Consider the following 20,410-nt stretch of genomic DNA (forward strand, 5'->3'; position numbering starts at 1 on the left):
GTAATCATCAGGAGCTTGCTGCGCCTTAACAGAGGGAAGGTGCAATGAGAAATCCAAGCGATGCGTCATCAGGCGAGAAGCCAGAAGTTGCGGCTGGGAGTAGCCAAAGAGAAAACACAACTAACGGAGACTGCACGGATCCTTGCCAACCAGCCGGAATTCAGCACAACCCCAACGAAGCCACTCCACCAAGAGCTACCCAGAATTCCCCCCAGCAGATCTCAGAGCAGACAACCCACCCCATTGATGTTGACAGCGGAATAGGCCACACCCTTTCTGAACATGAAAACGCATGGCAAAGCAGCCTGCACAGAGCAGCAAAAAATGGCGATCTAATTTCCTCAGGCAAAATAGCCCTAAACCTACTAGAAATACCCGCAAAGCTGCAAGAAATCAACGCCCAGCTAGCAGAACAAAACTACTCATTACTTCCCGAGATTGTTCTGCTTGCAAGCTAAAAGATGTACGGCCGCAGCGGCGCGTACTCTTCGACAAATGGCAAGATTTTTCTGAACCAAGACTGGCTCAAAACGGCATCATTTAAAGATACCACCAGAGTGCTGAATGAAGAGCTTGGCCACCACTTTGATCGGATACTAAAAAGCAAAGACACAAAAGGCGACGAAGGGGAATATTTCGCTGAATTGCTTGCGCGAAGCGATCGAAACCAACTAGAACCTGTTTCTCAGCGGGACGCGGCGGCCCAAGCCCTGCACGCTGGCCATTCCATTGACGGACGCCATAGCGGATCAGCCGTACCGCGCCCAGGGAATTCCCATGCCTTGGCCAGGCTTGATGGGCTACAAACGAACGCTGAGCGATTTCGATCTCAGCGTGCCTGCCCAGGCAACACTGGCAACTTTGGTGATCGGCAAGGAAGCCTTGCTGGAACGCCATGCACAGCATGGAGGTGGACCGCTGATGCTGAAGCGCTGGGAGGGCACCAATCAGCTGGAAGTGCAGGTGGAACTGCGACGCCGCCTGCAGCAGCAACTCAACGATCTGGTGGAACGAGATCAGGACACCTGGAAACCCGAAGAACCCGATCAGCTGATCGACACTGTGATTGGCTGCTTTGAAGCGCAAAACAGCCAAACCATGCACATCGCCACACGGGAGGATCGCCATCAAGCCGCGATCGAGTTGCTGCACTGGTGTGCCAACAACACAAGCAAGTCGCTGTCCATGAATGCGCTCTCAGCCGAGCTGAATCAATCTCGGACATCACTGTTTAAAGGAGCCAGGAAACACTTCGCCTGCACCCCTCTTGAGCTGCAACGATCGATCCGCATGGACAGGATTGGCCAACTACTGCTCAATCCAAGCCGACGCCGTGAGCTGGGGCTGAATGGCGTCGGAGCGATCGCATCGGCCGTGGGATTTACCAGCCGCAGCCACTTTGCACGGCGATACCAGCAGCAGTACGGCGAACCCCCACAAGCCACCCTGAACCGCAGCCGCGATGCGACGGACACCTGAACGATCAGGGATTGAAAAAAATCCCGCACTTTTGGGATCACGTTGCCCTTGGGATTGATGGGTTTTCTCCCAGAATTTGCTGAGACTTTCCTGAGTTGCTCCAGACGTGACCGACACCACGCCTTCTGAAGCACCTGATGCCGTCGAAAGCTCAATCACATTGACGAACCAATCAATGTCGAACAAGCAGAAGACATCGACATTGGAACAAGAATCAAAATTTTTTGCGGACGCAACTACAACAACCAAATTTATTAGAGCAGACATTTCGACGCTTCCCAAAGATCAATCCAATTTCTGTTTTGAGTCAAAATTAATTCACGCCAATATTTCTATAGCCAAAACGTTTGTTGATACTACACGCAAACCATATCCCGCTGACTGGGCAACATTCTTTTCAACAAATCCAGGCAATCCGCCACTTTGCCTGTTGAAGAAATAAAGCGAGAGAATAGATGCCATGTCTTTAGTTACGGCAAACAATCTGATCAATACCTGGAACCTGAATGGCGGAAGCCTTGATGCAGCTTTTGTCAGCACAATTCAAGGCAGTTTTGCAGACATCAATTACCTCTACAACTTGCCCAATCTGACAGGGCTTGGAGATGAAGCACACATCCTTGAGGACACATCCCTGGCCGTTGTGTCTCTCAACACACTGGACGGCAAAACCTCCGGCACCATCAATGCCAGCTCCATCAACACGCTCACCGGTAGCACCGCTGACCTGAATACTGCCTATGCATCAGGAGGCATCAGCAATCTCGGCAACGAGGCCGTCACCATCTCTGACACCAGCCTTGCTGTCTCTGTTCTCAACACACTCGATGGACGCACCTCTGGCGCCATCAATGCCAGCTCCATCAACACGCTCTCTGGCACTGCCGCTGACCTCAATACTGCTTACACATCAGGCGGCATCAGCAATCTCGGCAATGAAGCCGTCACCCTCACGGACACCTCTCTTGCTGCTTCCGTTCTCAATGCCCTCGACGGACACACCTCCGGTGCCATTAATGCCTCCTCCATCAACACACCATGCACATCGCCACACGGGAGGATCGCCATCAAGCCGCGATCGAGTTGCTGCACTGGTGTGCCAACAACACAAGCAAGTCGCTGTCCATGAATGCGCTCTCAGCCGAGCTGAATCAATCTCGGACATCACTGTTTAAAGGAGCCAGGAAACACTTCGCCTGCACCCCTCTTGAGCTGCAACGATCGATCCGCATGGACAGGATTGGCCAACTACTGCTCAATCCAAGCCGACGCCGTGAGCTGGGGCTGAATGGCGTCGGAGCGATCGCATCGGCCGTGGGATTTACCAGCCGCAGCCACTTTGCACGGCGATACCAGCAGCAGTACGGCGAACCCCCACAAGCCACCCTGAACCGGATCGAAGCTCCTAACACAATCAATGCAGGAGAGCCCCCTTAAAACCCAGTGAACGAGAGGCTCTGAAGCAAATCGCGCACTTATGGGGTCAAAGAACGCCCCAAAACGGGGAATGGATACTTAGAAAAGTCTGAGTGCCAACTGAGAAATCCTGGTGATTGGGTTACGCCTGGCAGGAATTGGGGCTGAGAAGTACTTCGCAGGCATGGAGTAGCGATGTCAACTCCAACCTTCTTGTCTGCTGCCACTAACACTGCCGGCACCAAGATCATCCTCACCTACAACGAGACGCTCTCTGCCACAACAGCTGCCGCTTCCGCCTTCACAGTCACCTCAGGCGGGGTTGACAACGACGTCACAGCTGTTGCTGTCTCTGGTTCCACCGTTGAACTCACAGTCAGCAGGCCCATTCCCAGCTGGCATGACCTCGCCGTTACTTACACCGATCCATCGAGCTCAAACGACAGCAATGCCGTTCAAGACAGCCAAGGGAATGACGCTGCATCGCTAAGCAGCACTTCCGTCACCAACAACTCAACGGTGGAAGGCAGGGCCTTCGAAGAAGCTGGTAATCAAAGCAACCTGAAAGGCGACACCACAGATGATTGGTATGGCACTGCAGTCTGCCTATCAAAAGATGGCAGCACAATGGCTGTCGGCGTGCCACAAGCAGCCGGAGGTGGAACACATAGAGGTCAAATTCGTATTTACAAGCGGAGTGGAGAAAATTGGAATCTCATTGACACGATTAACGGTACAGATACTCAAGATCGATATGGCCATGCCGTGGCCCTGTCAGCCGACGGAACGATTCTTGCGATAGGAGCCAGTCATTTTGATAACGGAACTAAAACAAATGCTGGGCATGTCCGCACATTTCAATATGACGGCACAAGCTATACAGAATATGCCAGCAACCACGAAATCAAAGGGGGCACTGAAGGCGAGGCATTTGGAAAATCGGTTGCATTATCAGCCGACGGCAAAGTACTCGTCGTCGGGGCATCTAATTTTGATCACAGCTCAAAGAAGGATGTTGGACTTGTCAGAATTTTCCGCCTCAGTGATTCCAACAAGTGGAACCAGGAGAAATGGCACCGCGGCGATACAGCCGACGGCCACGTTGGCGCAGCCGTCGACATCTCTGCAGATGGCGACACGGTAGCTTTCGGTGGTTATGGAAATACTGGAAATGATAAAGAGGATGGGAGGATTTATCTATATCGCTACAACAGCAGCAAAAAGCAATGGCTTAAACATGGTCGCGGTATTGATGGAGTCGCTGAATATGATCGGCGAGGATATTCAATCTCCATCTCAGGTGATGGCACAGTTGTAGCGGCTGGATCACCGCAAAATGACGACGCCGGTAGCAATAAAGGCCGGGTTGATATTTATGAGGTCCAGGAAGGAGGAGGCCTGCAACCTCTTGGCTCGCCCATCTATGGAGAAGCCAATGATGATCAATCAGGTATTGCCGTAAGCCTTTCCGATAATGGCAAGCGAGTTGCGATTGCAGCCCACCTCAATGATGGTGGCGGCACCAATGCAGGCCATGTTCGGCTCTACGAGTTCATTGATGGCTCATGGCAACAGCAAGGAATTGACCTTGATGGGCCAACTCAACACAATTTTAGAAATAACGAAGATACAGCGATCAGTCTGTCGGGAGATGGCACCTATCTGGCGATTGGATCTCCGGCTTCCCATGACTCAGCTCCAAGTGTCGAAGGAACAGTTCGCGTCCTCAAGTTCCATGACAGCGTCACACCCAACCTGAGCTCCATTCAAACCTCAATTGACGGTGAAAAGATCATTGTCAAATTCAGCGAAAACCTTTCGGCAGACCTACCAAGCAGCAGCCAATTCAGCGTTAAGGTCGATGGAACAACTAGAGCAATCACGGAGATTGAGGCCAATGGCCCAAGCATTGAACTAACCCTGAATCAAGCGATTAAGAGCAGCGATACCAACATTCAAATTAGTTACAGCGACGCGAGCGGCGATGATAGTGCTGCGGTTCAGGATTACAGCGGCAATGACGCAAGCTCATTTAGCAACCAATCGGTCACCAATCTCTCCATCATTGACCTCAGCAGCAGATTCTTAGTTGATAAATACGGGAATAAATTTGCCGAGTACGGCTACGCCAAAGTTGGGCCCGCTTTTCAAAAGATAGACCTCAATCTTCCAGGAGGCTTCTCATCGCCTCTGGTCTTCAGCAATGTTGTCAGCCGCAATGAGCAAGACCCGGTTGCAACAAGGCTACATGCTGTCAAAAAAAGCTCCTTCCAAGTACAACTTGACGAACCAAAGTACTACGGAACTTCCCAAGGAAAGAGTTTTCACACTGACGAAATCATCAGCTACTTTGTTATAGAAACTGGCAAGCATGAACTCGTCGATGAAAAGATCTTTCTAGCAAATTCAGAAGGGCAAAAGAGACATCCCAGCAATCCCTCTACAAAATCAAGTAGCTGGTCAGGCACGATCCCATTTAGTGGTGCAGATTTCAGCGATATTCCTGTTCTCTTTGGTCAGTCACAAACGCATAACGGTTCAGATTTCATCACCACACGAACCAAAAATGTCAGTTCAACAGGTTTTCAATACAGCTTCCAGGAAGCAGAGCACAAAGGCGGCCACCCTGCCAAGGAAATCTTTGCCTGGATGGCCTACTCGGGCGGCAAGAGCAACAGTGGTGGCATTGATCTTGAAGGTCAAGCACTAGGCAAGGTCTTTACCCACAAGCCCAAAGAGCAAACATTCCTCAACACCTATGCATCAACTCCCTTCTTACTCGCCGGACTACGCACATTTGAAGGCTCAGACCCAGCCTTTAGCCGCGTTCATAATCTCAACACCAGCACCTTTAGCGTTGGCATTCAAGAAGACACTTCAAGCGATGGCGAGGTAACGCATAGCAGCAACGAAAGTATCCACTACTTAGCCATTGGCACCAGTACTCCACCAAGCATCCAGTCAGCAACCGAGAGCTTTGCTGAAAACACCGACACAACATCTCAGGTCAAAGTCATTGACCTGCAGGATTCCAACACCCTCAAAGATGAGAGTCCAGATGGTGAAGCAATTAGCTACAGCATCAAGTCAGGCGATACGACATTATTTGCCATCAACGACTCAACGGGCGTCATCACAATCAAAGCCGGTGCCAGCCTGGATTACGAAACAGCAACCAGCTATTCACTCACCATCAGTGCCCAAGCCGGCAATGCATCAACAGAAGCGGTTATCACAGTCAATATCACCCCATTCAATGACAATGACGTTGTCCTAAGTGATAACAATAGCAGTCAAAACACAGTCGCAGAAAATTCGTCTGCTGGAACGCCTGTCGGAGTCACAGCCTTAGGAGCTGATGCTGACCGCGGCGTATCGATCAGCTCCTATGCACTAACCGACGATGCTGGTGGTCTTTTTGCCATCAACTCCTCCACCGGAGTTGTCTCCGTTAAAGGAACGATTGACTACGAGAGCAAGCAATCACACACGATCACGGTCAAAGCCACATCCTCCGATAGCTCGGCAGCGACCAAAGACATCACCATTGCCGTCACTGACGTTAATGACAACACCCTCTCGGTAGCTGACAGCAATTCAGCCACTAACACCATTGCTGAAAATGCCACTGCTGGTGATGGCGTTGGTGTCAAAGCTCTCGGCACTGATGCTGATCACGGCACCACCATTGCCTACGACTTCACTTCCAACCCCAGCAATCTCTTTGCCATCGATGCCTCAACTGGCGTCATCACCCTCGCTGCTGGCAAAGCGCTCGATTTCGAATCTGCCCAGTCCCATACCGTCACGATTCGTGCCACTTCCACCGACACCAACGGCGATACATCAACTGCCAGCAAAACAATCTCCATCAACGTCACCGATGTTGATGACAACGCCCTCTCCGTAGCCGACAGCAATTCAGCCACCAACACCATTGCTGAAAATGCCACGACTGGTGATGGCGTTGGTGTCAAAGCTCTCGGCACTGATGCTGATCACGGCACCACCATTGCCTACGACTTCACTTCCAACCCCAGCGACCTCTTTGCCATCGATGCCTCAACTGGCGTCATCACCCTCGCTGCTGGCAAAGCGCTCGATTTCGAATCTGCCCAGTCCCACACCGTCAAAGTTCGTGCCACTTCCACCGACACCAACGGCGATACATCAACTGCCAGCAAAACAATCTCCATCAACGTCACCGATGTTGATGACAACGCCCTCTCCGTAGCCGACAGCAATTCAGCCACCAACACCATTGCTGAAAATGCCACGACTGGTGATGGCGTTGGTGTCAAAGCTCTCGGCACTGATGCTGATCACGGCACCACCATTGCCTACGACTTCACTTCCAACCCCAGCGACCTCTTTGCCATCGATGCCTCAACTGGCGTCATCACCCTCGCTGCTGGCAAAGCGCTCGATTTCGAATCTGCCCAGTCCCACACCGTCAAAGTTCGTGCCACTTCCACCGACACCAACGGCGATACATCAACTGCCAGCAAAACAATCTCCATCAACGTCACCGATGTTGATGACAACGCCCTCTCCGTAGCCGACAGCAATTCAGCCACCAACACCATTGCGGAAAATGCCACGACTGGTGATGGCGTTGGTGTCAAAGCTCTCGGCACTGATGCTGATCACGGCACATCCATTGCCTACGACTTCACCTCCAACCCCAGCAACCTCTTTGCCATTGATGCCTCAACTGGCGTCATCACCCTCGCTGCTGGCAAAGCGCTCGATTTCGAATCTGCCCAGTCCCATACCGTCACGGTTCGTGCCACTTCCACCGACACCAACGGCGATACATCAACTGCCAGCAAAACAATCTCCATCAACGTCACCGATGTTGATGACAACGCCCTCTCCGTAGCCGACAGCAATTCAGCCACCAACACCATTGCGGAAAATGCCACGACTGGTGATGGCGTTGGTGTCAAAGCTCTCGGCACTGATGCTGATCACGGCACATCCATTGCCTACGACTTCACCTCCAACCCCAGCAACCTCTTTGCCATTGATGCCTCAACTGGCGTCATCACCCTCGCTGCTGGCAAAGCGCTCGATTTCGAATCTGCCCAGTCCCATACCGTCACGGTTCGTGCCACTTCCACCGACACCAACGGCGATACATCAACTGCCAGCAAAACAATCTCCATCAACGTCACCGATGTTGATGACAACGCCCTCTCCGTAGCCGACAGCAATTCAGCCACCAACACCATTGCGGAAAATGCCACGACTGGTGATGGCGTTGGTGTCAAAGCTCTCGGCACTGATGCTGATCACGGCACATCCATTGCCTACGACTTCACCTCCAACCCCAGCAACCTCTTTGCCATTGATGCCTCAACTGGCGTCATCACCCTCGCTGCTGGCAAAGCGCTCGATTTCGAATCTGCCCAGTCCCATACCGTCACGGTTCGTGCCACTTCCACCGACACCAACAGCGATACCTCAACCGCAACCAAAGACATCACCATCAACGTCACTGACGTTGATGAATTCGCTCCAACCCTGAGTGACGGTGATAGCACAGCCAACACAGTTGCAGAAAATGCAACGACTGGCACCACCGTTGGCATCACAGCAAAGGGCAGTGATGGCGATGCTGGAACCAGCTTTGCCTATGCCTTTGCCAGCGATGGCAACCGCGGCGTCTTATTTGACCTGAACGCAACAACTGGTGTTGTCACTCTCGCTGGAAGTCTGGACTACGAAACAGCAACCAGTCATTCAATCAAAGTGGTTGGCACCGCCACTGGCCCCAAAGGCGGCACCCAAACCACAGAAAAGACTTTCCAAGTCGACGTCGGCAATATCAACGACAATGACCCCGCCCTGACGGCTCAAAATATTGACGTTCTGGATTCAGTGAGTGCTGGAACAGAACTGGTCGATCTGAGTGATTCCAATACATCAAAGGACACCGACCTGGACGGTGATTCAATCAAATACTCCATCACATCAGGCAATGAAAGCAATCTCTTTGCCATCAATGAAACAACAGGAAAGATATCAGTAGCAACAGACAAGTCACTTGACTATGACAAATCAGATCAACATATCCTAGGCATCACAGCTACAGATAGCGGTAACAAGACAGGCACAGCAGAAATCACAATCGATGTTCAAGACTCCAACACAGCACCTAATGCGGTTGATGATGCCATCTCACTCAATGAAGACAGCAGCATTGATAGTTCTGCATCTAGTGGCATCATCCAAAGCAATGACAGCGATGCAGAAAGTGACTCACTAACTATTCACAGGTTCTACCTTGGCGAAAGCACAGAAACCAATGCAACTGAGGGGATTCTGGGTCAAGCCATCAACGGCAACTATGGCTTACTCACGCTCAATACAGATGGCTCTTATCAGTATTCAGCCGACAACGCTAATGCTCTAAGATCAGGTGAAACTGCCGTTGATTCGTTCCACTACGTCTTAACTGACAACAAACTGACACAAACAGCTGATATTCAGTTCACCATCAATGGAATCAATGATGCACCGTACATCGTTGATGCCACCAAAAAAAAGAAATACACCGAAAAACAAGGTGCTGTCACGATCATTGACGGAAGTTTAGATATTGTTGACCCCGACGATACAGACATTGAAAGCGCAAGCATCAAATTTACCCCAGACACCTACCAAGCATCTGAGGATCAACTTGGCTTCACCAATGCCTACGGAATTGTTCACAACTGGAATAGCTCAACAGGAGAGCTCTCTTTAACAGGCTCAACTTCTTTATCCAATTACATCTCAGCGCTCGAGACGGTCACCTACACCAATACTGATAATACTAATCCCGTCATTGGAGAGCGAAAAATTGAATGGCAAGTCAACGATGGTGATACCAACTCGATTGCCATCACTTCGATCGTCGATGTTGGCGGCACCAATGATGCACCCGAAAGTATTGATGAAGCCGTTGCAGTAGAAGCAGGTTCCACGATCTCAACGGAATCAAAAGCAAAGCTCTTAGCGAATGACACCGATCCAGAAGGGGATTCTCTGACGATTGAACAATTCCGTTTAGGCACAGAACAGCAAAGCAACGTTGCATTTCAACCAGGCAAAACACTGACAGGTCAATATGGAAGAATGACCATCGAATCTGATGGCTCCTACTCTTATACGGCCGACCAAACCACATCCAAACGTTTACTCACAGGCGAAACCCGCACCGAGACCTTTACATACACCGTCTCTGACTCTCAAGACACAGATACGGGTGAAATTGCCATCACCATTACCGGCCTCAACGACAGCCCAGTTGCCACCAATGATGCCTTCGAAGTTGAAGAAGACAGCTCAAAGTTTAGGCCCACTGTTCAGGGCTTGTTAGCCAACGATTCTGATGTTGACGGCGATTCCCTCTCAATCTCAACCGTACGAACAGGCGCTGAAGTATCAAGTCAATCATCCAATACAAGCTCAACAGGCAGCAGTTCCAGCTCAGATGAAATAGGCAATACTTCTATTCAATCATCCAATACAAGCTCAACGGGCAGCAATTCCAGCTCTGACGAAATAGGCAATACTTCTATCCAATCATCCAATACAAGCTCAACAGGCAGCAATTCCAGCTCAGATGAAACAGGCAATACTTCTATTCAATCATCCAATGCCAAAATAGTCAGTCGAGCAGCAACTGGCACCTATGGAATAATCGCAATTAATGAGGATGGCTCCTATCGCTATACGGCAAACCAAGAAACTGCAGATACACTGGATGCAGGCGATCAAGTCTCTGATTTATTTACTTACACACTAAGCGATGGCGAAAACACTGATACTGCTGAAATCGATATCAAAGTCGTAGGCGTTAATGATGCTCCGACTCTTCAAGGAATCACTCCAGGCGACATTAAAGATCAAGAAAACTCCTCATTTTTAAATACGAGCAACCTCTCAGGCCAGCTGTCCGGTACCGATGCTGATGCTTCTGCAGTCCTGAACTATGGAATCAGTGGAAACAGCGGATCAACAGCATCTGGAAATTACGGCACATTGAGCCTCAACCGCTCAACCGGAGCCTATGAATACATACCCACCACCGCTGTGATCGAAGCCCTCAACCAAGGTGAAAGCGTTTCCGATTCCTTTGAGCTGTTCGTTTCGGACGGCAGCCTCACAGCGACGAGATCCTTCCAGGTCAACATCACCGGCGCCAACGATGCCGTTAGCGGTGGCCCAGGAGGAAGTGGTGGTGGCAGTGGCAGTGGTGGTCGTCATAGCGACAGCAGCAGCAGCCAAAACAACATCAACCCTGCTCAACCACTTGCAACTCCCAGTGAACTGGTCAGAAACAACGATGACACTGGCTTCCGTGTTACGGGAGAAAGCGGTGTTTGGATCCAGCTGGAAGTTCTCAGAAACAACTCCGACTGGCAGAACAGCCTGCAAATCGTGAATGCTGATGGAGAAGCCATGGGATCCATTGGCGCCACCAGAGATTCCACCAACATGGGACAAACTGAACTCTTTCTCAGCGGCGGCAGTGAGATCAAATTCCATCAATCAAGCCATAATCAGAAACTCATTCAGTCCCCAGATCTGCAAATCGATTCGCAGCTCGACAACAGCTTCATGCTCCATCTTGAAGACACTGACAATCAAGAAAGGGATTACGACGATTTATCCTTAAAAATCACCACCTCTCAACAGTCCCAGAACATCAACGCTTTCAAACTCGCCTCAGAGCAAGATCACGTCAATGATTCAATCCTGAACATGACGGATCTCAATCCAGGTGCAACCAAACTTCGGTTGACCTTAAAAAGCGACTGCGGCGACACCAATCGAGTGGCTTTTGTCAAACTCACTGCTGACGATGTCAACGGATTCACCGTTGACGGAATTGCTTCGTCAGACGAAAATACCTTTGAAGCAGCAGTTCGTGACAGCCTGATCAACCCGGACAATACAGAGATCCTGATGAGCGGAGAAAAGACAACACAAATCGATTGGACATTTAATCAGGCTGACGAAGGTTTTTATGCTCCTGTTTTTATCAATCAGGAAACAGATCGTCTGTTCACATTCGGCATCACCAGCACGACGGACAACCAGGGCTCCATCAAAAACCTGGGCAGCAACTTCTTTGGATACGAAGACACAATCTCATCGCCAAGCTCGGACTGGGACTTCAACGACATCACCATGTTGGTGGAAATGATCTGAGCCTTTGGGGCCAACACCGGTGGCATTGGAGAATGAAGAGATGACGGCCTCCAAAGCTCCCACTGAAGTCTTCGACGTGATCGTCGTGGGAGGAGGCCATGCAGGCTGTGAAGCGGCCATCACGGCTGCACGCCTGGGGCTGAACACAGCACTGTTCACCCTCAATCTCGACCGCATCGCCTGGCAACCCTGCAATCCGGCCGTGGGCGGACCGGCAAAAAGCCAGCTGGTACATGAAGTGGATGCTCTTGGCGGCGTGATTGGGCGCCTCGCCGATGCCACAGCCATCCAGAAGCGCATCCTCAACGCCAGCCGCGGCCCCGCCGTCTGGGCCCTGCGTGCCCAGACCGACAAACGGCAGTACTCGCGCCAGATGCTGCAACTACTGCAGCACACCCCCAACCTGGCTCTGCGCGAAGCCATGGTCACCGGTCTGGAGATCGACGGTGATCCGAACGGCGGTGGCGAATCCTGGGACCCAAGCCAGGGACCCAAGGCACGCATCAGCGGCGTACGCACCTATTTCGGCAGCGTGTACGGGGCTAAAGCCGTGGTGCTCACCGCCGGCACATTTCTGGGTGGGCGCATCTGGGTCGGGCACCAGTCGATGGCCGCTGGACGTGCAGGGGAGCAGGCTGCCGAGGGGCTCACTGAAGCCCTGCAGCAGCTCGGATTCCACACCGACCGGCTCAAAACCGGCACTCCAGCACGTGTCGACCGGCGCAGCATTGCCCTTGATCAACTGGAGGAACAGCCCAGCGACGCTGCAGACCGCTTCTTTTCCTTTGACCCAGGTTCCTGGAGCAGCGGTGAACAGATGAGCTGTCACATCACCCGCACCACCGCTGCAACCCATCAACTGATCAAGGACAACCTGCACCTCACGGCGATCTACGGCGGCGTGATCGACAGCAAGGGGCCTCGCTACTGCCCCTCAATCGAAGACAAGATCGTTCGCTTTGCCGACAAAGAGAGCCACCAGATCTTTCTGGAACCTGAAGGTCGCGACACTCCGGAGATCTATGTGCAGGGATTCTCCACCGGGCTCCCTGAGCCCATCCAGCTGCAATTGCTGCGCAGCCTTCCAGGACTGGAACAGTGCGTGATGCTGAGACCGGCATACTCAGTCGATTACGACTACCTACCAGCCACACAGCTGCTGCCATCACTGGAAACCAAGCGGGTGGAGGGGCTGTTCAGCGCAGGCCAGCTCAACGGCACCACTGGCTATGAGGAGGCCGCTGCTCAGGGCCTGGTCGCCGGACTCAACGCGGTTCGGCGCGTCCGCAGTCAGGAAGCGGTGCACTTCTCCCGGGAGAGCAGCTACATCGGCACGATGATCGATGACCTGGTGAGTAAGGATCTGCGTGAGCCCTATAGGGTGCTGACCAGCCGCAGTGAATACCGGCTCGTGCTTCGCGGTGACAACGCCGATCGACGCCTGACCCCTCTTGGCCGGCAAATCGGTCTGATCGATGACCGCCGCTGGCAATTGTTCGAGCAGAAGCTCGCTGCCATGGAGAACGAAAAGCAGCGGCTGCAGTGCCAACGGCTCAAGGTGAGCGACCCTGTGGCAGCAGCTGTGGAAGCGGAGACCGGCGCACCTATCAAAGGATCCATCACCCTGGCCGACCTGCTGCGCCGGCCAGGCATGCACACAGCAGACCTGGTACGCCACGGCCTAGCTGATGCCGATCTGCCCCTACCAGTGAGGGAAGGCGCTGAGATCGACATCAAATACAGCGGCTATCTGCAGAGGCAACAGCAGCAGATCGATCAGGTGAGACGCCAGGGCAAACGCAAGCTGCCCGCTGGGATCGATTACGCCAACATCAGCACGTTGTCGCGTGAAGCGCGCGAAAAACTGAGCGATCTGCGGCCGCTCACACTGGGCCAGGCCAGCCAGATCCCCGGCGTCAGCCAGGCTGATCTCAGCTCCCTGCTGGTGTGGCTGGAGCTGCAGCAGCGTCGCGACCAGAAGCGCACATCCCTCGCCTCAAGCGCCAACGCTCGATAGCGTTGGCGCACTCACTGGTCTGCATTGCCCTCTCGCATCCCCACGTCCAGTGCGTACTGGAACCTGCGCGCCGAGCAAATTCTCGACCGCGTTTTCAACGATGACGACAACATCCTCAAAACCGTGCAGCTGCAGGTCAATCCGCCGTCAAAACAAAAAGAAGCGAGTGATCAAAATCAAGCAGGTTTGTCCTGGCCACAGGTCGGCTTGGCCGCGCTAGGCCTAATTGCTGTTCTCGGCAGCAGCGGACTGACACTCCATTGGAGGCTGACTCAGCAGGCACTGGAACGGGAAGGGAACCTCGCCTTAATCGAACGACTGCGCAACAACCAACCATCTGAACGCAAGAACGCAACAAGCAAGCCTGCTCCAGAGACCACATCAAAGACAGCTGCTGAGACATTGACCGATCAATCCACAACAGCAAACGCTCTGGACATCACTGCACTACCCAACGCATCGGCAACACAACTGGAGCCGATCACGATTCCACTGCCGACAGCCGAGGCCACCAGCAATCCCTCAATTGCCGATCAGGGATCAGCAGTCACTGCGCAACCTCAGCTAGTCGGTGTGGTTCACGCCGGTAACGGCGAAGGCTCAGCCATCTTTCAACTCGGCGGGCTCTCCCTCTCCACTGTTCCCGGTGAATCGATCGGCAACAGCGGTTGGACGCTGCAAAGCGTTAGCGCCCATGGCGCCGTGATTGAGCGATCAGGTGCAAGCCAATCACTCAGTGTTGGAGGTGCTTTCTAAACACTGTGAGCTCCCTGATCCCTTCTCCTTCCGTGCTGTGGGAAGCCCCCACATCCTCCGTGCTGGCGGGAGAGGAACCAGGCTGGCTGCCAGGCCCATGGCGACTGATGCTGCTGGGAGATGGCAGTCCCACCAGACACCTGCGCTTGCTCACTGGCCACAGCGTGCAAGTGCGTCTGATCGCGATGGACGCGGACGCCAACCTCAGCAAGGCAACCGGAGGACCACGGCCTGCGGAGGTCCAGGAACTGGAGCCACCCCTGCTTCGCCGCCAGGTCTGGCTGAACTGTGGCGAAACCACGCTGGCCTGGGCCGAAAGCTGGTGGAACCAGGATGAAGCGGAGCGCAATCTGAGCAATCGAGAACAGCCGATCTGGCTCAGCCTCACCCAGGGACGATCGGAACTGTTTCGTGAAGTGGATGGACTGGCACTCGTCACAGAGCCTTGGCTGGAGCAAGGATTTGGCGAACGAGGGCCGTTCTGGAGCCGCCACTACCGCTTCTTCCGCCAGGGCAGGGAGCTCACCGTGATCCGAGAAGTGTTCAGCCCAGCTCTCGAACGCTGGCTGGGTGAAGCGCCACGACGACCGCTTCATGCAACGTCATGAAGAAAGCCAGCGTTTGATGCGGATTTTCACTTGACAACTTGCCTGCTCTTGTGCTGAAGCAATCATGGCCACATCGGCAATGGTTCCATGGCGACTTCCACCTGGGTAACCCTCAACGATCTGGGCCGCAACTTCGGCATCTCCTCGTTCCACTGCGGACGAGCCCTCGAACATCAGGGATGGCGGGACAGGCATGGGCGCCCCACAGAAGCGGCACTCTCAGCGGGTGCGGTTGATCAACACATGCCACACATGAGTGGACGTTCGCTGCTCTGGAACGCTGATCTCTGCGCAGAGTTACTGAAGCGACAGGGGTACCAGCCGGTATCCCGCTCTCAGCACATCGGCCAATGGACAGATCTGCTCGAAGCCATGAATGACGGTTCCCCATCGATCACCACCACAGCGGATCAGATGGCCGAAGAGCTACCAGCCGATCTGGTGGAAGACGTGAACCGCCAGCTGAGCCAGCGCGGCTGTCAATATCAGGTGTGCCGGCCATTGAGCAACCGGCACTGAGCTGATCAGGTCAGGCCATCCGCAGTGCTTCGGCTTGCTTGCGGGCCTGCTCCAGCTGTTGCTTGAGCTTCTCCTCATCCGTATGGCTGAGGCTGGTGTGTATCAAGCGGGCATTGGGCAGATGACGACGCAAGCGATCAATCACACGATCAGGCGTTGAATCCCGCACAAGCAGAGCCAGTGCTGCACTTCCCTGAGGCAGGGTTTCGGTCAGCTCCTTGAGGAACTTGTCGTTGATGCCAATGTCGCTGAGGGCTCCCGAAGCCGCACCGGCACCGGCACCCGCTGCCACGCCAAGCAGCGGGTTGGCGAAGATCAGTCCGATCAGCAGTCCCCAGAAGCTTCCGCCCATGGCACCTGCGGCGGTCATGTTGATGGCCTGGCGAAGGTGCACGTGACCGTCACTGCCGTGTTCGAGAACCACAGCGTCCTCGAGGGTGATCAGATGCTCTTCCTGGATCGCAACCAGCTCAAGACGAACCTGCTCAGCTTCCTCAACCTTGGGGAAACCAATCACCACAAGATTGCTCATGTTGTTGATGCAACGACCCTAATCATAGGTAGAAATGCTGTCGCTCAATCCCGACGGCGACTGGAACGCGGCAAAGGTCGACGGGACGACGCCCGAGAGGTTGACGAAGAGCCGGAATCCGCCTCGACATCACGACTGGCGGAACGCTTCCAGCGCTCCACCCGGAAACTATCGTCTTCCGGCCAGACATCATCGTCATCGGACGACCTCACAGATGATTTTGAGACCACAGGCGGAGGCAACACCGGCTGGCGACGGGAGAGAGCCTGGAGTGGACGTTTACGTGGTGAAGGCGTTGATCGTTCCACTGGTGTTGAGACGTCGGCACGCGCAGGGCGTGCGGACTGAAAACTCTGCGGCCGCTCAGACAACTCACGCCAGTCATCCTCTTCATCCAACAGCCAGTCGATTCGGTCACCAACCCAACGACCCATTGCATCCAATCTGGAAGACCCATCCAGACGGTCATGACCGCGTCGGCCTGGTCTGGCTCCGGAGACACCATCCACCAGCTGACGTCCCGTGTCTAACCAGCGGTCAAGCCGCCGGTCCAAGGGGTCAGGACTGCGCTGCGAGCGTTGTCGACGTGAATCCATGACCCGACGTTACCGACGTCTGTGCTGCAACCAACGCTCCCGTTGCAGACCAATCAAAACGATCGAAACTCCACCTGCTTCCAACACCCAGAGAAAAACCTCCATCCCGCTCAGCTGTCCTCCGCTGCAGGTTCGTAGCGAAGCAGACAACTTGCATTCCAGCGACCCCCATGATGCCGATCGCAGCACAATCGACAGGCCGCTTGACGCATCCTGCGGCGATAGGGAGTCTGGCGTCCGCAACGAGGACAGATCGCGATCCAGCGCGGGGAACTCTGCGGAACGGGAAAACGATGGCGAACGCTGACCTCGAAGCGTGTCTGGGCCGCGTTGATGACCTCCATGCGCTGCCGAAAGCAGGGTCCGTGACCCTCCTCACGCTTCAGCACCAGATCCACCCAGGCATGGATCATCTCGTGACAAAGGGTGCTTTCAGTGGCCTCTCTCGGCAGAGGATCCAGCAACGGTTTGGAGAGAACAATTTCACGCCCGAACGGCGGAGCCACCGCAGGCCCTCGCCGGTAGAGACCAGCCGTTCGACGCAGGCGACCATCACTCCAACGCAACGCAAGCAGTGGTTGATGTCCTCGGCAGAGAGCTCCCTCGAAATGCTCCCGATTCAGGCGATGAAACAAAGGGAGCAGCGGCTCGAGCGGCATGAATGGCGGAGGCCTTGAACAACGACGTCGGCCCAGTCTGCCTCCATCTCGCAGTTCGTCAGTCAGACTCAGCACTCACTTGGAAACAGCTGATGGATCTGGGTCTGGTGCGGGAGATCGGGAGCAAGGCCCTGCTGGCCGGTGGTGGAGCCCTGCTTGTTTATTGGACGGTCACCGCCGTGAAGCTGGTGCTCAGCGCCCGCGGCATCAACCCGCTGATCAAGCAATTTTTCACTCAGGTGGCAGCGGGCCGTGTGGATGCGGCATATCTGCTCACCACCAAGTCCTACCGGCAGCATGTCAATCGACAGCAGTTCATCCGCTTCCTCGCAGGTCTGAAGCTCAATCGCTTTCGCAACCTCAAATCGGGCCGACCACGCCTGCAGGAAGGAAGCATGATCCTCACCGTGAAGTTGATCGCAGAAAACAAAGAGGAAATGCCCCTCGACTTCACCTTCACCAAGGTGGAAGACACCTGGAAAATCGAGCGCATCGCCACCATCAAGAGTTGAGTCGTCCTGCCCGTGACAGCGCCAGCTCCAGACAACGCGTCGACTCAGTTCAGCGAGCGCGCCGCTGAACTGAGACAGCTGCTCACCCGGGCCGCCCACGCGTACTACGTATTGGATGCTCCCGAGCTTGAGGATGCTGTCTACGACCAGCTTTACCGGGAACTGCTGGATCTGGAGACGGCTCACCCCGAGCTGGTGTGCGCCGACAGCCCCACCCAACGAGTGGGTGGGACGCCCTCCGAGGGATTCGCCAGCGTCGCCCACCGCATCCCGCTGTTCAGTCTCGACAATGCATTCAGCGCCGAAGAGTTGCGCAGCTGGTACGCACGCCTGCTGAAGGTGCTCGACAGAGAGCCGCAGGCGGGTGAACCCCTGCCGGCACTGGCCATGGTCGGGGAACTCAAGATCGATGGCAATGCCCTCGCTCTCAGCTACGAAAACGGAGTCCTGATTCGAGGCACCACCCGCGGTGACGGGGAACAGGGAGAAGAGATCACCACCAATGTGCGCACCATCGCGTCGATCCCTCTGCGCCTGCAGCTCGACCCACCACCGGCCTGGGTGGAAGTTCGTGGCGAGGCTCTGATTCCCGATCGCACCTTCGCTGCCATCAATGCCGACCGGGCAGCGCGGGATGAACCGCTGTTCGCCAATCCACGCAATGCCTGTGCCGGCACCCTGCGCCAGCTCGATCCGAAAGTGGTGGCGGCACGTCGACTGGATTTCTTCGCCTACACACTGCACCTACCGGACAACTGGGCTGGGCCACGCCCGATCAGCCAGTGGGAGTGCCTCAGCTGGCTGAGCAGCGCAGGCTTCCGGGTGAATCCCAACGCAGCCCTGCTGCCGGATCTTGCTGCGGTGGAGACCTTCTTCAACAGCTGGGACAGCCAACGTCACGACCTTGATTACGCCACTGACGGAGTCGTGGTGAAACTGAACGATCTGCGTCTTCAAGACAGCGCAGGCTTCACGCAGAAAGCACCACGCTGGGCCATCGCGCTGAAATACCCAGCCGAGGAAGCTCCGAGCCGGCTGCTCCGCATCACCTGCCAGGTGGGCCGAACCGGCGTGATCACCCCGGTGGCCGAATTCGAACCGGTCGCCCTGGCTGGCACCAGCGTCAGTCGCGCCACCCTGCACAACGCCGACCGACTGGCGGAACTGGATCTCCACAGCGGCGACACGATTGTGGTGCGCAAGGCCGGAGAAATCATCCCTGAGGTACTCCGCGTGCTTTCCGAACTCAGGCCTGAAGGCGCTCGACCGCTTGATCTTCCCCATCAGTGCCCCAGCTGCGCCTCTGAGCTTGTTCGCGAAAGCGGTGAAGCCGCAACCCGCTGCGTGAACAGCAGCTGCCCGGCAATTCTGCGAGGCGCTTTACGTCACTGGGTCAGCAAAGCAGCCCTCGACGTGGAGGGAATGGGCGGGAAATTAATCGAACAGCTGGTTGAGAGGGGGCTCGTACGTTCAATCTCCGACCTGTATGGCCTTGATGCCGCGCTGCTGAGCAGCCTGGAACGGATGGGTGAGAAAAGTGCTGAAAATCTCATCTCAGCAATGGAGGCTTCCCGTTCCCAGCCCTGGGCACGCCAGCTCTATGGACTTGGCATCCACCATGTGGGCGAGGTCAACGCCAAAGGCCTCGCAGCAGCCTTTCCAGACATCGACACGCTTAGCAGCACTGCCGTTGATCACCCTGAAGCGATCAGCGAGCTGCACGGCATTGGTCCGGAGATCACCCAGAGCCTGCAGCAATGGTTCAACACCCCTGCCAATCAGACGCTGATTAAGCAGCTTCAGGACGTTGGCCTCTCCCTCGCCAGCAGTGAGCAGGAGCGCCAGGAGTTGGCAAGCCGCAGCAGCACGAATGGAGTGCTCTCCGGTCAAACCGTCGTCCTCACAGGCACGCTTCCCTCCATGAGCCGCACTCAGGCAAAGGAGCTGATCGAAGCCGCAGGTGGCAAGGTCAGTGGATCCGTGAGCAAAAAAACGACCTTCCTGCTCGCTGGAGAAGAGGCCGGCAGCAAGCTGGAGAAGGCCAACAAACTGGGGATCAGCGTGATCGATGAAGCGGGACTGGTCGCCTTGCTCCAATCAAGCAAAACCTAA

15 protein-coding genes and 1 pseudogene are annotated in these 20,410 nt (G+C 54.7%); 13 read left to right on the forward strand and 3 right to left on the reverse strand.

The window, feature by feature from the left end:
* Nucleotides 1-44: 44 nt before the first annotated feature.
* The 11 genes and pseudogenes from SynBIOSE41_RS16990 to SynBIOSE41_RS17035 all read left to right on the forward strand — a co-directional run bounded on the left by SynBIOSE41_RS16990 (nucleotide 45) and on the right by SynBIOSE41_RS17035 (nucleotide 15,999).
* A complete protein-coding gene (locus SynBIOSE41_RS16990; protein WP_186539046.1) occupies nucleotides 45-458 on the forward strand; it encodes a hypothetical protein in 414 nt (137 codons plus the stop codon).
* A gap of 271 nt (nucleotides 459-729) precedes the next feature.
* Complete coding sequence (locus SynBIOSE41_RS16995) at nucleotides 730-1,479, forward strand: helix-turn-helix domain-containing protein (protein ID WP_186539047.1); 750 nt, start codon at nucleotides 730-732, stop codon at nucleotides 1,477-1,479.
* Between the two features lie 106 nt (nucleotides 1,480-1,585).
* On the forward strand, nucleotides 1,586-1,921 hold the full coding sequence (locus tag SynBIOSE41_RS17000; RefSeq protein ID WP_186539043.1) for a hypothetical protein: 336 nt from the start codon (nucleotides 1,586-1,588) through the stop codon (nucleotides 1,919-1,921).
* Between the two features lie 18 nt (nucleotides 1,922-1,939).
* On the forward strand, nucleotides 1,940-2,608 hold the full coding sequence (locus SynBIOSE41_RS17005) for a hypothetical protein (protein ID WP_186539051.1): 669 nt from the start codon (nucleotides 1,940-1,942) through the stop codon (nucleotides 2,606-2,608).
* A complete protein-coding gene (locus SynBIOSE41_RS17010; protein ID WP_255475854.1) occupies nucleotides 2,605-2,916 on the forward strand; it encodes a helix-turn-helix domain-containing protein in 312 nt (103 codons plus the stop codon). The genes SynBIOSE41_RS17005 and SynBIOSE41_RS17010 overlap by 4 nt, the downstream gene beginning before the upstream one ends.
* Before the next feature lie 174 nt (nucleotides 2,917-3,090).
* Nucleotides 3,091-3,267, forward strand: a pseudogene (locus SynBIOSE41_RS18450) (SwmB domain-containing protein); the annotation flags it as partial.
* A gap of 147 nt (nucleotides 3,268-3,414) precedes the next feature.
* The gene (locus SynBIOSE41_RS17015; protein WP_255475856.1) at nucleotides 3,415-12,099 is read left to right on the forward strand and encodes a cadherin domain-containing protein; all 8,685 of its coding nucleotides are present in this window, start codon (nucleotides 3,415-3,417) and stop codon (nucleotides 12,097-12,099) included.
* A 40-nt stretch (nucleotides 12,100-12,139) separates the two neighbouring features.
* Complete coding sequence (mnmG, locus tag SynBIOSE41_RS17020) at nucleotides 12,140-14,116, forward strand: tRNA uridine-5-carboxymethylaminomethyl(34) synthesis enzyme MnmG (protein ID WP_186539054.1); 1,977 nt, start codon at nucleotides 12,140-12,142, stop codon at nucleotides 14,114-14,116.
* A 24-nt stretch (nucleotides 14,117-14,140) separates the two neighbouring features.
* Nucleotides 14,141-14,872, forward strand: coding sequence for a hypothetical protein (locus SynBIOSE41_RS17025; protein WP_186539055.1), 732 nt, complete (start codon nucleotides 14,141-14,143; stop codon nucleotides 14,870-14,872).
* Between the two features lie 14 nt (nucleotides 14,873-14,886).
* Entirely contained in the window at nucleotides 14,887-15,480 is a 594-nt protein-coding gene (locus tag SynBIOSE41_RS17030; RefSeq protein WP_255476065.1) for a chorismate lyase, read from the forward strand.
* Nucleotides 15,481-15,567: 87 nt separating this feature from the next.
* Nucleotides 15,568-15,999, forward strand: coding sequence for a hypothetical protein (locus SynBIOSE41_RS17035; protein ID WP_186539056.1), 432 nt, complete (start codon nucleotides 15,568-15,570; stop codon nucleotides 15,997-15,999).
* 10 nt (nucleotides 16,000-16,009) lie between these two features.
* On the opposite strand, the gene SynBIOSE41_RS17040 is transcribed toward SynBIOSE41_RS17035, so the two are convergent.
* The 3 genes from SynBIOSE41_RS17040 to SynBIOSE41_RS17050 form a co-directional block, all read right to left on the reverse strand.
* The gene (locus SynBIOSE41_RS17040) at nucleotides 16,010-16,531 is read right to left on the reverse strand and encodes a DUF1269 domain-containing protein (RefSeq protein WP_186539057.1); all 522 of its coding nucleotides are present in this window, start codon (nucleotides 16,529-16,531) and stop codon (nucleotides 16,010-16,012) included.
* Nucleotides 16,532-16,575: 44 nt separating this feature from the next.
* On the reverse strand, nucleotides 16,576-17,127 hold the full coding sequence (locus SynBIOSE41_RS17045) for an RNA helicase (RefSeq protein WP_066910584.1): 552 nt from the start codon (nucleotides 17,125-17,127) through the stop codon (nucleotides 16,576-16,578).
* A gap of 110 nt (nucleotides 17,128-17,237) precedes the next feature.
* Complete coding sequence (locus tag SynBIOSE41_RS17050) at nucleotides 17,238-17,786, reverse strand: SprT family zinc-dependent metalloprotease (RefSeq protein ID WP_066910586.1); 549 nt, start codon at nucleotides 17,784-17,786, stop codon at nucleotides 17,238-17,240.
* A gap of 92 nt (nucleotides 17,787-17,878) precedes the next feature.
* Here SynBIOSE41_RS17050 and SynBIOSE41_RS17055 point away from each other — a divergent pair, with 92 nt between their 5' ends.
* Nucleotides 17,879-18,298: a hypothetical protein gene (locus SynBIOSE41_RS17055; protein ID WP_186541371.1), complete on the forward strand. Its 420-nt coding sequence runs from the start codon at nucleotides 17,879-17,881 to the stop codon at nucleotides 18,296-18,298.
* 12 nt (nucleotides 18,299-18,310) lie between these two features.
* Nucleotides 18,311-20,410 (forward strand): NAD-dependent DNA ligase LigA, encoded by a 2,100-nt coding sequence (gene ligA / locus SynBIOSE41_RS17060; protein ID WP_186539058.1) that lies wholly within the window; start codon nucleotides 18,311-18,313, stop codon nucleotides 20,408-20,410.

Origin of the sequence: Synechococcus sp. BIOS-E4-1 (genome assembly GCF_014279995.1) — a bacterium.
In the GTDB taxonomy this organism is placed as follows: domain Bacteria; phylum Cyanobacteriota; class Cyanobacteriia; order PCC-6307; family Cyanobiaceae; genus Synechococcus_C.